The following is a 13,746-nucleotide window of genomic DNA, read 5'->3' on the forward strand; positions in this document are numbered from 1 at the left end:
ACCACCCCGGAGCCCGGGTACCCCTGACACCTGTCACGGTGAGGTCGTGACGCACGGTCTGGGGACCCGGGCTTCGTGCACGGCAGCCTGGGGGCATGCGAGAAACAGACACCCAGGCGGTGGCGGCGGGGGCCGCGGTCCACCTCACCGGCCTGCGCAAGCACTACGGCGACGTGCACGCGGTCGACGGCGTCGACCTCACGATCGCCCCGGGCGAGGTGGTCGCCCTGCTCGGCCCGAACGGCGCCGGCAAGTCCACCACCGTCGACATGATCCTCGGGCTGACCAGGCCCGGCGGCGGCGACGTCCGCGTGTTCGGCCGCAAGCCGATCGACGCCGTCCGCGCCGGCCTGATCGGCGCGATGCTGCAGGGCGGCGCCCTGATGGACGACCTGACCGTCGAAGAGACCGTCGGCATGGTCGCGGCGCTGCACCGCAAGCCGCTGCCGGTCGCCGAGGCCCTGCGCGCCGCGGGGATCGAGGAGCTGGCCGGCCGCCGCGCGAACAAGCTTTCCGGCGGGCAGAAGCAGCGCGTGCGGTTCGCCGTCGCCCTGGTCAGCGACCCCGACCTGCTGATCCTCGACGAGCCGACCGCCGCGATGGACGTCGGCACGCGCCGCGAGTTTTGGCAGTCGATGTACTCGTTCACCGAGTCCGGCCGCACGGTCCTGTTCGCGACCCACTACCTCGAAGAGGCCGAGGAGTTCGCCGACCGGGTGGTGCTGATGCGCCGCGGCCGGGTCGTGGCCGACGGGAGCGTCGCCGAGGTCCGCGCGCTGGCCGGCGGCCGGACGCTGCGGGCCGCCGTCCCGGGCGCCACCGAAGCCGTCGTCGCGGCCCTGCCCGGCGTCAAGGAGTTCGAGCTGCGCGGCGACCGCGTCGCGATCTCCACCGCCGACTCCGACGCCACGCTGTGGGCGCTGAAGGCCGCCGTGCCCGCTGTCCACGACGTCGAGATCAGCGCCGTCGGCCTCGAAGGCGCCTTCCTCTCCCTGACCGCCGACGAGACCCCGGAGTCCGTGCGATGAACGCCACCTACCTGCTCACCGAGATCCGCCGGAACTTCCGGGCGCCGCGGTTCCTGATCTTCGTCGTCGCCTTCCCGGTGCTGATGTTCCTCCTGCAGGCCAACGTCTTCACCAAGGCGAGCGACCCGGACCACGCGCGGATCGCCGCCGTGATCATGATCAACATGATGACGTTCGGCGTCTTCGCCGCCGCGACGAACAGCGGGGCCCGCCTCGCGCTCGAACGCGCCGTCGGCTGGCAGCGGCAGCTGCGCCTGACCCCGCTCACCGGTACCGGCTACCTGGCGGGCAAGGGGATCTCCGGGATGCTCGTGGGGCTGCCCGCGCTGGTCCTCGTCCCGCTGCTGGGCGTGCTGGCCGAGGGCGTGCACGTGGACGGGAGCGGCTGGGTCCGCATCTTCGCCGGCATCTGGCTCGGCACGATCCCGCTGGTGCTGCTGGGCCTGCTGCTCGGCCAGTTCGGCACGCCGGACTCGATGCAGCCGATCAACATGCTCGTCACCCTCGGCATGGGGTTCCTGGGCGGGCTGTGGATCCCGATCGAGACGATGCCCGGCTGGATGCACGACGTCGCCCAGATCATGCCGACGTACTGGGTGCTGCAGCTGGCGCGGCCCGCGGTGACCAGCGACATGGTCGTGTCGCTGCCGCAGGCGGTCGGGGTGCTCGCGGCGTGGACGGTCGTGCTCGGAGCGCTGGTGATCAGGCGTTACCGTAAGGACAGCGCCCGGGTCTGAGGGCCGGGGACAGGGGAACGGGAACGGCGATGGCCAAGGACGAGGCGCAGAAGTACGGGCTGGGCAACCACGACACGTGGTGGGAGGACCCGCCGCCCAACCGGGGCAGGAGCGGGCCGGACAAGGTCCGCTGGCCGTTCCTGTCGATCGTGTTCACCCTGCCCTACCTCATCCCGGTGACGAAGTCGCTGCTGCAGCGGGACCCGGTGACGCCCGGCGTGGTGGCGCTGTGGGTGCTCGTCTACGCCGTCGCCGTCTCCTACGCGCTCTTCCCGATCGCGTTCGACCGCGGCCGCCCGTTCCGGTTCGCCTACAGCGGGTGGATGCTCGCGCTGGGCCTCGGGGTGGTCGCCACAACGCACGCCAACCCGTTCGTCCTGCTCTACGGCACCGCCGCGCTGGTGTTCCTGCTGCCGCTGGCGTGGGTGGTGCTCCTCGACGGCGCGGCGCTCCTGATCGCGGCGCTGATCCTGCTGGTGGACGGCCGGTTCGCCGACAACTGGGGCGACCTGGTCACCGTCGGTTCGGTGACGATGGCGATGTTCTTCATGTCCAGCCTCGTCCGGGCGGTCCGGCGGCTGCAGCAGGCCAACGAGGAGATCGCCACGCTCGCCGTGGCGAACGAACGCGAGCGCGTCGCCCGCGACCTGCACGACCTGCTCGGGCACAGCCTCACCACGATCACCGTCAAGGCGGGGCTGGCCCGGCGGGTGCTGGAGAGCTCGGGGGACATCCCGCGGGCGGTCGAGGAGATCCGCGAGGTCGAGGGCCTGACCCGCAGCGCGCTGTCGGACGTCCGCGCCACCGTGTCGGAGTACCGGGAGGTGTCGCTGTCGGCCGAGATCGTCGGCGCCCGGGCCGCGTTGCGGGCCGCGGAGATCGACGCCGACCTGCCGCACGCGGTCGACAACGTGCGGCCGGAGTTCCAGAGCGTCTTCGGGTACGTGCTGCGCGAGGCCGTGACGAACGTGCTGCGGCACTCCGGCGCCAAGCTGGTCAAGGTGCGGCTCGGGGACTCGTGGCTGGAGGTCGAGGACGACGGCCGGGCCACCGAGGTCGTCCCGGGCAACGGCCTGCGCGGGCTCACCGAGCGGCTCGACGCGGCCGGGGGCACCCTGCGGGCGTCGGCCCGGGCAGGGGGAGGATTGCTGGTGCGGGCGGAAATCCCGCAGCCGGAACCCCGCGCGGCCGCCCCGGCCGTGCGCGCCGAACCCGCGGGAGGACTCGCTTGATCCGGGTGTTGCTGGCCGACGACCAGGCCATGGTGCGCGGCGCGCTGGCCACCGTGCTCGGCCTCGAGAACGACATCGAGGTGGTCGGGCAGGTCGGCTCCGGTGACGAGGTGGTCGCCGCCGCGCGCGCGACCAAGCCCGACGTCGCCCTGCTCGACGTGCAGATGCCGGGCAAGGACGGTCTCGAAGCTGCCGCCGACCTGCGGGCCGCGCTCCCGTCGTGCCGGGTGATCATCTGCACGACGTTCGGGCGGCCCGGCTACCTGGCCCGCGCGATGGCGGCGGGCGCGGCCGGGTTCGTCGTCAAGGACGCTCCGCCCGAACAGCTCGTCGAAGCCGTCCGTCGAGTCCACAGTGGACTCCGGGTGGTGGACCCGGCGCTGGCCGCCGAGTCGCTGGCCACCGGCGCCAGCCCGCTCACCGCGCGCGAGCGGGACGTGTTGCGGGAAGCCGAGGACGGCAGCACGGTGGCCGACATCGCGCGCGCGGTGCACCTGTCCGAAGGGACCGTGCGCAACCACCTGTCGGCGGCGATCGGCAAGACGGGGGCCCGGACGCGGGCCGAGGCCGTGCGGGTCGCGGAGGAGCGCGGCTGGCTCTGAACGGCCTCTGACAGAATGGGCCGGGTGGGTACCGCTGAACGCACGAAACCGTCGCGCGCGAGCTGGGTGCGCCGGATCGCCTTCGGCACGGTGCTCATGGTGCTCGCGCTGGTCGGCGGCACGGCGTTCCGCGTCTGGCAGGTCGCGCGCGAGAACGACCGGACGCCCGCCGACGTCATCGTGGTGCTGGGCGCGGCCCAGTACAACGGCAAGCCGTCGGACATCTACGCGGCAAGGCTGGCCAAGGCGAAGCAGCTCTACGACGCGGGCGTCGCGAAGACGATCGTCACGGCGGGCGGCAAGAAGGCCGAGGACAACTTCACCGAGGCCCGCGCCGGCCAGCTCTGGCTGACCCGGCACGGCGTCCCGTCCGCCGCGACCCTGGCCGTGGGGGAGGGCAGCGACACGCTGCGCAGCCTCAGGGCGGTCGCGGAGCAGGTGCAGGGGCGCGGCTGGCACACGGCGGTGCTGGTCAGCGACCCGTGGCACTCGTTCCGGGCCCGCACGATGGCCGACGACCTGGGCCTGGACGCCTGGACCGCGCCGACGCACAGCGGGCCGATCGTGCAGGAGCGCGTGACGCAGGTCCGCTACATCGTCCGCGAGACGGGCGCGCTGCTGTACTACCGGCTGACGAAGACCCCGGCCGACGACCTGTTCGCCACGTTCCTCGGCTGAGTTTTTGTCGGTGGCCGCGTTTAGGCTGGTCGGGTGGATTACACCGAGCACGACACCGCCCGCCTGCTGCCGGAGCCGGCGAAGGGCGCGGCGCTGCCCGGCACGCGCGCGGACGGGCGCAGCGCGTTCTCCCGCGACCGGGCCCGCGTGCTGCACTCGGCGGCGCTGCGGCGGCTCGCCGGCAAGACCCAGGTCGTCGGGCCGGGGGAGGGCGCCGAGGTCACCGGCGTCCCGCGCACGCGGCTGACGCACTCCCTGGAGGTCGCGCAGATCGGCCGCGGCATCGCCGACGAGCTGGGCGCGGACCCGGACCTGGCCGACACGGCGGGGCTGGCGCACGACATCGGGCACCCGCCGTTCGGGCACAACGGCGAGCGCGCGCTCGACGAGGTCGCGGCCGCGTGCGGCGGCTTCGAGGGCAACGCGCAGACGCTGCGGATCCTCACGCGGCTGGAGCCGAAGCTGCTGTCCGATTCCGGTGACCCGGTGGGGCTCAACCTGACCCGGGCGTGCCTGGACGCGACGACGAAGTACCCGTGGCCGCGCAAGCCGGGGCAGGCGAAGTACGGCGTGTACGAGGACGACGTGCCGGTGTTCTCGTGGGTCCGGTCCGGGGCGCCCGCGGAGCAGACGTGTCTCGAAGCGCAGATCATGGACTGGGCGGACGACGTCGCGTATTCGGTGCACGACGTCGAGGACGGCGTGCTGGCCGGCCGGATCAAGCTGCGCGTGCTGGCCCACCCGGACGAGCGCGCGGCCGTCGCCGAGGCGGCGGCGAAGCACTTCTCGACGCAGTCGGTGTCCACTTTGGAGGACGCGGCGGCGGAGCTGATGGCGCTGCCGGTGCTGGCGGCTTTGGCGGCGGCAGAACCGGACGGCTCACCGGGCGCGCAGGCGGCGTTGAAGAGGCTGACGAGCGAACTGGTCGGCCGCTTCACGACGGCGGCGGTGAGCAGCACGAGGGCGGAGTTCGGCGAGGGCCCGCTGGGCCGGTACCGGGCGAAGCTGTGCGTCCCCGACCAGGTGGCGGCCGAGGTGGCGCTGCTGAAGGCGCTGGCGCTGCGGTACGTGATGAGCGACCGCCGACGGCTGGCGATGCAGGAGGGGCAGCGGGAGCTGCTGGTGGAGCTGGTCCACGCGCTGGCGAGGCGGGCACCGGAGACGCTGGACCCGTTGTTCGTGCCTGCCTGGGAGTCGGCGCGGGATGACGCGGGGTTGCTGAGGGTGGTGATCGACCAGGTTGCTTCGTTGACGGACGCGCAGGCCCACGCGTGGCATTCGTGGCACGTGACCCGGCACCACCGCTGAGGGCGGGCGGGCGGCTGGGCGGGTTGGGGCGGGGGCCAGGGGTTAGGCCGGGGGTGGCGGGTGCGCTGCCGTGGTTGAGCGCGCGCCGGGTGGCCGGGGTGGCTGCCGCGCCGGCGCGACCAATGCCCGCGGCGAGCGCGGCCGCGCCGGAGTGAGACCGGCTGCCATGTTCGCGGTGTCCGGTGGTCGCGTGGGGCTGCGGCCTATTGCCCGCGGCGAGCGAGTGCGGCCGCGCCGAGCCGCGGCCGGCCACGACCGACTGCTCGCGGCGAGCGCCTTGCGCCGGACCAGCGGCGCCCCTGGTCCGGCCCCTTCCGGACCACGTCGGGCGGTGGTTCTGGCACCCGGCTGTGCCATCACCCGTGGGGGATTTGTCACCCGTGGGCGGAGTTCCGCGTAGCCGCCCGTCGAGGTCAGCCGTTCCGGTAGTCTCGCCCGCATGGCCACGGACAGCCACCTCCGGTTCGCCCTCGCCGTCCACCGGGCCCTCGGTGCCGAGGGCGGGAACTCCTGTTTCTCCCCCTACTCGGTGGCCAGTGCGCTGACCCTCGCCGCTCGGGCGGCGCGGGGGCGGACCCGGGATGAGCTCGTCGCGCTCGTCGGGGATCCCGGCGAACAGACCTCCCTCCTGAGCGCGGCCGCCGAACTCGTCGAAGAGGGCCGCGGCGAACAGGCCGAGCTCGCCGTCTCCAACACGCTGTGGGCCGACGACCGGCTCCCGCTCGAAGACTCCTTCAAGGCCGCGCTGTCCGAGTGGCCCGGTGCCGCCGTCTCGAGCGCGCCCTTCGAGAACGATCCCGAAGCCGCGCGTGCCCTGGTCAACGCCGATGTCGAGCGCACCACGCGCGGGCTCATCCCGGAGCTGCTGCCGCCCGGCTCGATCGACCGCGACGTCGCCGCCGTGCTCGTCAACGCCCTCTACCTCAAAGCCGCCTGGAAGCTGCCGTTCCGCGAGGCGAACACCTCCGATGCGCCCTTCCACGCGCCGTCCGGCACGCGGGACGTTCCGACCATGTGGCTCGGCGAACGGGTCGGCTACGCGCACGCCGCCGGCTGGCAGGCCGTTCAGCTGGTCGCCGCGGGCGGCCTGCAGGCCGTCGTGCTGCTGCCCGACGGCGACCTCGCCGACGCCGAAGCCGCCCTCGACCAGGCCGCGTTGACCAGCCTGCTCGACCAGGTGAAGTTCAAGCCGGTCGAGCTCGCGCTGCCCAAGATCTCGCTCGACATCCCCGGCTCGCTCACCGGCGTGCTGCGCGGGCTCGGCGTCCGCACGATGTTCACCGACGAGGCCGACCTGAGCGGGCTCTCCCCGGACCCGCGGCTCACCGTGTCCGAGGTGCTGCACCAGGCCGTGCTGCGGGTGGACGAACAAGGCTTCGAGGGGGCCGCGGCGACCGCGCTCACCATGCGCCTCACCTCGATGATCATCGACGAACCGGTCACCGTGACGGTGGACCGGCCGTTCCTGCTGCTGGTCCGGCACGCCGGCACCGGGGCCCTCCACTTCTTCGCCAGGGTGGTCGAACCGTGAGCTTGAAGTCCGAAGCCGTCCCCGAACTCGTTCCGCCCGCCCCCGAACCACCCGAAGGCCCGAAGCGCTGGGCGTGGCAGGACTCCGCCATCACCGGCGGCTTCCTCCTCTTCACGATCCTGCTCTACAACGGGCTCTGGTTCGACCTCAAGCGCGGCTACCTCTGGAACGGCGCCGCCGACCAGAGCCAGTGGGAGTGGTACTCGACGGTCGTCGCGAAGTCCGTCCTCCACTTCCAGAACCCGTTCACCACGGACCTGCAGAACTACCCGCTCGGCGTCAACATGGCGGCGAACGCGGCGATGTTCGGGCTCAACATCCCCCTCGCCCCGATCACCCTGACCTTCGGCGCCACGCTGACGTGGGCCATCGTGCTCACCGCCGGCCTCGCCGGCACCGCGACCGGCTGGTACTGGGTCTTCTCGCGCCACCTGGTGCCGAACCGGACGGCGGCCGCGATCGGCGGCGCCTTCTGCGGCTTCGCGCCGCCGATGATTTCCCACGGCAACGCGCACCCGAACTTCGTCGTGCTCTTCGTGCTGCCGTTCATCGCGCTGAAGACCATCCAGATCGCGCACGGCGAACGGCCGATCCGCAACGGTGTCTGGCTCGGGCTGCTGGTCGCGTGGCAGATCCTGCTCGGCGAAGAACCCCTGGCGATTTTCGCGCTCACGTTCATCGTGTTCGCGATCGCCTACCTCATCCCGCACCGCGCGGAGATCCGCGGCATGCTGGCGCCGCTCGGCAAGGGGATCGGCATCGGCGCGGTCGTCGCGCTGCTGATCGCCGGCTTCCCGCTGTACTGGCAGTTCTTCGGCCCGCAGAGCTTCCACTCGCTGCTGCACGGCTCGGCGGGCAACGACACGGCGGCGTTCACCCGCTTCGCGACGCAGTCGATCGCCGGCGCGCCGGAGGCGGCCGCGGACGTGTCGATGAACCGCACCGAGGAGAACGCGTTCTTCGGCTGGCCGCTGATCGTCCTCATGGTGGTGCTGACGATCTGGCTGTGGCGCGACGTCGTTTCGCGCGCGCTGGCGATCACGATGTACGTGATGGCCCTCCTTTCGCTGGGCATCGAAATCACGGTCGCGCACGACGACACCGGCATCCCCGGCCCGTGGAAGTGGCTGGGGCAGCTGCCGCTGCTGGACTCGCTGCTCGAGTCCCGGCTCGCGATGGGCTGCATCCCGGTGGTCGGCGGGCTCCTGGCGATCGCGACGCACCGCGTGTGGACGGCGGCGGCCGAACAGCCGGAACCCCTCGAAGGCAAGCAACGGTTCCCCCTCAAGATGGTGTGGATCGGCGCGGTCGTGGCGGTGCTGCTGCCGATCGCGCCGACGGAACTGGTGACGCACCAGCGCCCGCTCTCGCCGCCCTTCTTCGCCGACGGGATCTGGCGCCAGTACATCGCCCCGGGCGGCTCGCTGGTGCCCGTCCCGCTGCCGAGCACCGGCGAGGCCGAGCCGTTGCACTGGCAGGTCGACGCCGGCCTCGGTTATCCGATGCCGGAGGGCTACTTCGTCGGCCCGACGTCGCCGACCGACCGCCGCGGCCGCTACGGCGCGGTGCCCCTGCCGACCTCGGACCTGTTCGCCGAGGTGGAGAAGACGGGGCAGGCCGCCGACGTCACCGAAGCCGACCGCACCCAAGCCCTGGCCGACCTGCGCTACTGGAAGGCCGACGTGCTGGTGGTCGGGCCGCGGCAGAACCAGGAAGCGTTGAAGTCCACTGTGGAGCTCCTCCTCAGGAAGCCGGCCGAGTTCGTCGGCGGGGTGTGGATCTGGGACGTGCGTCCGCTGACGCCGTGATCACGCTTTCGCCGCGTCCAGCAGGATCGTGGTCAGCTCCTTCGGTTGCGAGAGCATCGGCCAGTGCCCGGTGCTCATCTCGACCAGCTCCCAGCGGTCGCTTTCCAGCAGCTTCACGACGTCCGGGCTCGGTGTTTCCCCATCGAGCAGGCACTTGACGTAGGTCGCCGGGAGCTCGCCCAGCGGCCGCGCGAGTTCGGCCGGCTCGGTCATGGACGCGGCCGGGTGCGGGGTCGCCCCCTCGACGAGCCGGGCGATCTCGGCGTCCGAAAGTCCCTGGCCCGCAAAGTCTTCCGCGGTCAGCGGTGGCCAGTGGCCGCGCTCGGTGAGCGCCGCGACCTGCGCCTCGGACCAGACGGACGTGAACGACTCGCCGTCGGACGGCACGTTGGAGTCGACGAACACCACCCGCCGCAGCCGGTCGCCGATCCGCTCGGCCGCCTGGCCGACCGGGATGCCGGAGTAGCTGTGCCCGACCACCACGACGTCCCGCAGGTCGCCTTGGGAAACGACGTCGACGATGTCCTGGACGTGCTTCTGCTGTCCCGCGGGCACTCCGCGTTTTTCGGCGACGCCGGACAACGTCACCGCGTGCGCGCCGTGGCCCGCTTCGCGCAAGCCCGGGACGACGTCGTCCCACGCCCACGAACCGAGCCAAGCGCCTGCCACCAAAACGAATTCAGCCATGCCGGAAAACCTAGCGGAGGGGTACGACAATTTCGGTAGAGTCCGCCCGTGACCTCAGTGGACGACCAGGGGCGGACCGAGCCGCCCGCCGACGGCGACGAAGCCGCGATCCTGCTCGGCTTCCTCGACTTCCACCGCGACACGCTGGCGTGGAAGTGCGCCGGCCTGGGCGAAGCGGGCCTGCGCGCGACGCACCCACCGGCCACGCTGACGCTGGGCGGGCTGCTCAAGCACCTCGCGTACGTGGAGGACTACTGGTTCTCCTGCGTCCTGTTCGACCGCGAGCCCGCGCCGCCGTGGAACACCGTCGACTGGCGCGAAAACCCGGACTGGGACTGGGATTCCGCGGCCCAGGACTCGCCGGACCAGCTGCGCGAGCTGTGGGCGGACGCGGTCGCGCGGTCCCGCGAGCGGTACGCGGAGGCCCTGGCGAACGGCGACCTTTCGCAGCCGTCGAAGCACACGCGGCGGGACGGGACCTCGCCGAGCCTGCGCTGGATCCTGGTCCACATGATCGAGGAGTACAGCCGCCACAACGGCCACGCCGACCTCGTCCGCGAGTCGATCGACGGCAGCACGGGGGAATAGCTCACCGGCTCTTGGCGAGCGCGTCGGAGTCGATGCACAGCCCGCCGTCCCGCATCGCGAGCCCGAGGACGTGCGTTTCGGTGGTGTCCGGGCGGCCGTCGCGGTGGCGAAGCCGGATCCGCGCGGTCACCGTGCTGCCCTCGACCGACGGGGTGCCGACGACTTCGGCGCCGCTGAACCTGCTCCAGAACTTGTCGTAGCTGTCCCGCGTCCGCAGCCGCAGGTTCGGGCCGATCAGCTCCCAGCCGGCGTCGGTGTCCGGCATCAGCCCGTAGTAGTGGACGACGAACCCGGCGAGGTCGCCCGGCGACGGCCGGCTCGCACTCGCCGTAGTCACCGCGGCCGGAACGGTCGTCTCGGCGGCCGGAGTGGTCGTGCGGACCGGCACCGGCGCGGCCAGCGGTGCCGACGTCGGCGTCCCGGCCGGGGGCCGCGAGAGCAGGGACGGCAGCGCGAGCAGCGCGCCCACCCCGCCGAGCAGCAGGATCGTGACGATCGTGACGGCGGCCAGCAGCCCGGTCCGGCGCCGCGGAGGGGACTCCGGTTCCACCCGGGTGAAGGCCTGGGTCGCGGCGGGCGGGGTCGCGGAGCCGCGCGGCGAGCCGAGGGCGGCTCTCGCGCCCGCCGCGAGCGCCGCGGCGGTCGCGTACCGGTCGTCCGGGCTCTTCGCCATGCCCCGGGCCACGACGCCGTCGAGCGCCGTGGGGAGGCCCGGGCGCAGCAGGCTCGGGCGCGGCGGGGCCTGGTTCAGGTGGGCGTGCACGAGGGACGCGGCCGTCGTCGCGGCGAACGGTTTGGCGGCGGTCAGGCACTGGTGCAGCACGCAGGCCAGGGCGTAGACGTCGACGCGCTGGTCGGGCCGGGCCCCGGTGAACCGTTCGGGGGCCATGTAGTCGAGCGTCCCGATCGCGGCGCCCGCGCCGGTCAGCCCGGTCGCCGACTCCTGCGACCGCGCGATCCCGAAGTCCACCAGGTAGGCGAAACCCGTTGCGGTCAGCAGGATGTTCGACGGCTTGACGTCCCGGTGGACCAGCCCTTCGGCGTGCGCGGCCGTGAGGGCCTGGGCGATCTGGCCGACGACGTCGACGGCTTCGGCCGCGCCCATCGGCCCGCGCGTGCTCAGCCGCGTCGCCAGGTCTTCGCCGTCAACGAGCTGCATGTCCAGGTAGAGGCGGCCGTCGATCTCCCCGAACGCGTGGATCGGCACGATGTGCGGCTCGCGCAGCCGGGCCACCGCGTGCGCTTCGCGGCGGAAGCGCTCGCGGAACTCCTCGTCGGCGGCGAGGTGGGGCGGCAGCACCTTCAGCGCCACGACCCGGTCGAGCCGGGTGTCGCGGGCGCGCAGGACTTCGCCCATGCCGCCGCGCGCGATCGGCCGTTCGATGCGGTACGGCCCGAATTCCGGGTTCACAGGGCTCCTTCGCCAGGCGGATCACCCCCGGAGTCGCGGCGCCGGTGGTGGCGCGTTACGGACCCGGCGGAATCAGCCGACGAAGAGGCAGAACGGGTGGCCGGCCGGATCGGCGTAGACGCGCAGTGGCTCCTCCGGGTCGTCCGCGTGGTCGGTCAGCAGCCGCGCGCCCAGGGACAGCGCCCGCTCGTGCTGCTCGTCCAGTTCGGCACGCGGTCACCCACGGCGGTGCGCGACCTGGAACACGGTGCCGAACGTACCGGAACCCGAGCCGGTCACCGGGGTGCTCACAAGTGCAGGCCGACCAGCTTCACCAGGAACCGGTCGATCTGCTCGACCGCCGGCGGCCACGGCAGGTCCGGCTCGTTGATCCGCTGGGCGAGCATGCCGTTGACGGCGGTCCGCAGGTCGATCGCGACGGTCGCGGCGTCGTCTGCCGGCGCGAGGCCCGCGTCCATGCACGCCTGGACCGCCTCGGTCGTGCGGGCGACCATGACCTCCTTGAACGGCATGCCGTGACGCCGGTGGACCTTGCTTTCGTGCAGCACCTTGTAGAGCCCGGAGTGCTCGCGCGCCCACGCCGCCTGCGCCAGGATCCGGGCCCGCAACGCGGTCGCGGGGTCCGGTGCTTGCGCCGCGGCCGCGTCGCCGGTGCCGACGAGGTCCTCGTGGCAGCGCTGCATCGCGGCCAGCACGAGCGCGTCGCGGTCCGGGAAGTGCAGGTAGACCGACGTCGCCGCGATCGACACCTCGCGCGCGACAGCTCGGAGCGAGAGCGCTTCGTCGTCGCCCAGCTCCTCGAGCATGCGCACGGCGGCCGTGACGATCTCGTCGCGCAGCAGTTCGCCTCGGCCGCGCGCGTTCGGACGGCGGCGGGTCGTCTCGTTCATCCAGGTCAGTGTAGCTGGACACCCATCGCGCTACAGGTGTAGCGTCATTCGCACTACAGCTGTAGCGCTACATACGTTCAGCACTCTGAGGGAGCACGATCTTGACCACCACCGAAACGAACCTCGACCGGCTCGCCGCGCTCGACCCGGCGTTCGCCCAGCTGGTCGGCGCCACCGCGAAGTACGTCCGGGCGATTCCCGAGCTGACCGACCGGGAGAAGACGTTCCTGTGCGTCACGGCCGACGTCTGCCAGGCGAGCCTGGGCATGGCGTTCAGTGCCCACGTGCGAACCGGGCTGGCCGCCGGAGTGTCCACTTCGGACGTCCGCGAGCTGCTGCGGTTCGTCTCCTACGACTGCGGCTACCACGCCGCGACCGCGGGCATCGAGCGGATCGCCGAGCTGGAGGGAGAACTGGGCATCGAGCCGGAACTGACGACACCCGAGCCGGTGCCGGACGGGCCCAGCCCGCTGCCGGCCGAGGTGCGGACCCGGCTGAACGAGCTGGACCCGCACTTCACCGGGTACTTCGACCTGCAGTCGCGCATGCGTGCCGGGCACGGGCCGGGCACGCTCAGCGAACGCGAGCGCGGCCTGGTCAGCCTGAGCGTCGACATCCACTACCAGACGCTGGAAGACACGTTCCGCATCCACGTCGGGCGCGCGCTCCGGGGTGGCGCGTCGCCGGAAGACGTGCGGGCCGCGTTGCGCTTCACCGCCCAGTTTGGCGTGACCCGCGCCTGGCACGCGTGGGAAGCGCTGAACGGGATCCTCGCGGAGGACTAACCGAGGACCTCGTCCGCGAGCCGGTCCAGGTAGGCCGCGAAGCGGTCGCGATCCTCGGCGTCCCAGTGGCCTACCAGCGCCTCGAACGCCTGACGCTGGTGGGCCTGCGAAGCCGCGAGAAACTCCTTCGCCGCGTCGGTGAGCGTCAGCACCGCGCGGCGGGCGTCGCGGGACGACGTCGAGCGCACGACGAACCCGTCCCGGCCCGCTTCGGCGACCATCCGGCTGGCCACCGACCGGTCGATGCCCAGCTGGCGGGCCACGTCGGCGACCGTCACCTCGGCGCCCGAAGCGCCGTCGACCGCCTGGATCACGAAGAGGTTCGGCACCGTCCACGCCGGCGGGGCGTCCGCGGCGAAGCGCTCGACGACGTCCGGGCCCCACTGACGCGCCCAGTGCCGGACCAGGCGGAACAGGGCGGGCCCGCCTCCGGGGCTTGATGCGTGCATAAGGCACGTTAT

Annotated in this window: 14 protein-coding genes and 1 pseudogene; 10 read left to right on the forward strand and 5 right to left on the reverse strand. The window is 72.5% G+C overall.

Features of this window, described 5'->3' with window-relative positions:
* Positions 1-95 precede the first annotated feature (95 nt).
* The 8 genes from ACIQWX_RS26885 (at position 96) to ACIQWX_RS26920 (ending at position 8,924) form a co-directional block, all read left to right on the forward strand.
* Complete coding sequence (locus tag ACIQWX_RS26885) at positions 96-1,028, forward strand: ABC transporter ATP-binding protein (protein ID WP_400876612.1); 933 nt, start codon at positions 96-98, stop codon at positions 1,026-1,028.
* Positions 1,025-1,765, forward strand: a complete 741-nt coding sequence (locus ACIQWX_RS26890) for an ABC transporter permease (RefSeq protein WP_400876615.1) — start codon at positions 1,025-1,027, stop codon at positions 1,763-1,765. Before ACIQWX_RS26885 ends, ACIQWX_RS26890 begins: the two co-directional genes overlap by 4 nt.
* Positions 1,766-1,794: 29 nt before the next feature.
* On the forward strand, positions 1,795-2,997 hold the full coding sequence (locus ACIQWX_RS26895) for a sensor histidine kinase (protein WP_400876618.1): 1,203 nt from the start codon (positions 1,795-1,797) through the stop codon (positions 2,995-2,997).
* Positions 2,994-3,599 (forward strand): DNA-binding response regulator, encoded by a 606-nt coding sequence (locus ACIQWX_RS26900; protein WP_400876621.1) that lies wholly within the window; start codon positions 2,994-2,996, stop codon positions 3,597-3,599. The genes ACIQWX_RS26895 and ACIQWX_RS26900 overlap by 4 nt, the downstream gene beginning before the upstream one ends.
* 24 nt (positions 3,600-3,623) lie before the next feature.
* Entirely contained in the window at positions 3,624-4,277 is a 654-nt protein-coding gene (locus ACIQWX_RS26905; protein WP_400876624.1) for a YdcF family protein, read from the forward strand.
* A gap of 33 nt (positions 4,278-4,310) precedes the next feature.
* Positions 4,311-5,585 (forward strand): deoxyguanosinetriphosphate triphosphohydrolase, encoded by a 1,275-nt coding sequence (locus tag ACIQWX_RS26910; protein WP_400876627.1) that lies wholly within the window; start codon positions 4,311-4,313, stop codon positions 5,583-5,585.
* Positions 5,586-6,024: 439 nt separating this feature from the next.
* Positions 6,025-7,116, forward strand: coding sequence for a serpin family protein (locus ACIQWX_RS26915; protein WP_400876630.1), 1,092 nt, complete (start codon positions 6,025-6,027; stop codon positions 7,114-7,116).
* Entirely contained in the window at positions 7,113-8,924 is a 1,812-nt protein-coding gene (locus ACIQWX_RS26920) for a glycosyl transferase (protein ID WP_400876633.1), read from the forward strand. The genes ACIQWX_RS26915 and ACIQWX_RS26920 overlap by 4 nt, the downstream gene beginning before the upstream one ends.
* On the opposite strand, the gene ACIQWX_RS26925 is transcribed toward ACIQWX_RS26920, so the two are convergent.
* Positions 8,925-9,611 carry an alpha/beta fold hydrolase gene (locus tag ACIQWX_RS26925; protein ID WP_400876636.1) on the reverse strand — a complete coding sequence of 229 codons (687 nt, stop codon included), beginning with the start codon at positions 9,609-9,611 and terminating at the stop codon, positions 8,925-8,927.
* A gap of 48 nt (positions 9,612-9,659) precedes the next feature.
* On the opposite strand from ACIQWX_RS26925, the gene ACIQWX_RS26930 reads away from it, so the two are divergent.
* Positions 9,660-10,199: a DinB family protein gene (locus tag ACIQWX_RS26930; protein ID WP_400876639.1), complete on the forward strand. Its 540-nt coding sequence runs from the start codon at positions 9,660-9,662 to the stop codon at positions 10,197-10,199.
* A 1-nt stretch (position 10,200) separates the two neighbouring features.
* Here ACIQWX_RS26930 and ACIQWX_RS26935 read toward each other — a convergent pair whose 3' ends face one another.
* From ACIQWX_RS26935 to ACIQWX_RS26945, 3 genes and pseudogenes are all read right to left on the reverse strand, one after another.
* On the reverse strand, positions 10,201-11,610 hold the full coding sequence (locus ACIQWX_RS26935; RefSeq protein WP_400876642.1) for a protein kinase: 1,410 nt from the start codon (positions 11,608-11,610) through the stop codon (positions 10,201-10,203).
* 72 nt (positions 11,611-11,682) lie between these two features.
* Positions 11,683-11,817, reverse strand: a pseudogene (locus ACIQWX_RS26940) (VOC family protein); the annotation flags it as partial.
* A gap of 80 nt (positions 11,818-11,897) precedes the next feature.
* The gene (locus ACIQWX_RS26945) at positions 11,898-12,500 is read right to left on the reverse strand and encodes a TetR/AcrR family transcriptional regulator (RefSeq protein WP_400876645.1); all 603 of its coding nucleotides are present in this window, start codon (positions 12,498-12,500) and stop codon (positions 11,898-11,900) included.
* A gap of 101 nt (positions 12,501-12,601) precedes the next feature.
* On the opposite strand from ACIQWX_RS26945, the gene ACIQWX_RS26950 reads away from it, so the two are divergent.
* Positions 12,602-13,285: a carboxymuconolactone decarboxylase family protein gene (locus ACIQWX_RS26950; RefSeq protein WP_400876648.1), complete on the forward strand. Its 684-nt coding sequence runs from the start codon at positions 12,602-12,604 to the stop codon at positions 13,283-13,285.
* Here ACIQWX_RS26950 and ACIQWX_RS26955 read toward each other — a convergent pair.
* The gene (locus ACIQWX_RS26955) at positions 13,282-13,734 is read right to left on the reverse strand and encodes a MarR family winged helix-turn-helix transcriptional regulator (protein ID WP_400876651.1); all 453 of its coding nucleotides are present in this window, start codon (positions 13,732-13,734) and stop codon (positions 13,282-13,284) included. The two genes, ACIQWX_RS26950 and ACIQWX_RS26955, sit on opposite strands and share 4 nt — an antisense overlap.
* Positions 13,735-13,746: the final 12 nt, after the last annotated feature.

Source organism: Amycolatopsis sp. NPDC098790 (assembly GCF_044759945.1).
In the GTDB taxonomy this organism is placed as follows: domain Bacteria; phylum Actinomycetota; class Actinomycetes; order Mycobacteriales; family Pseudonocardiaceae; genus Amycolatopsis.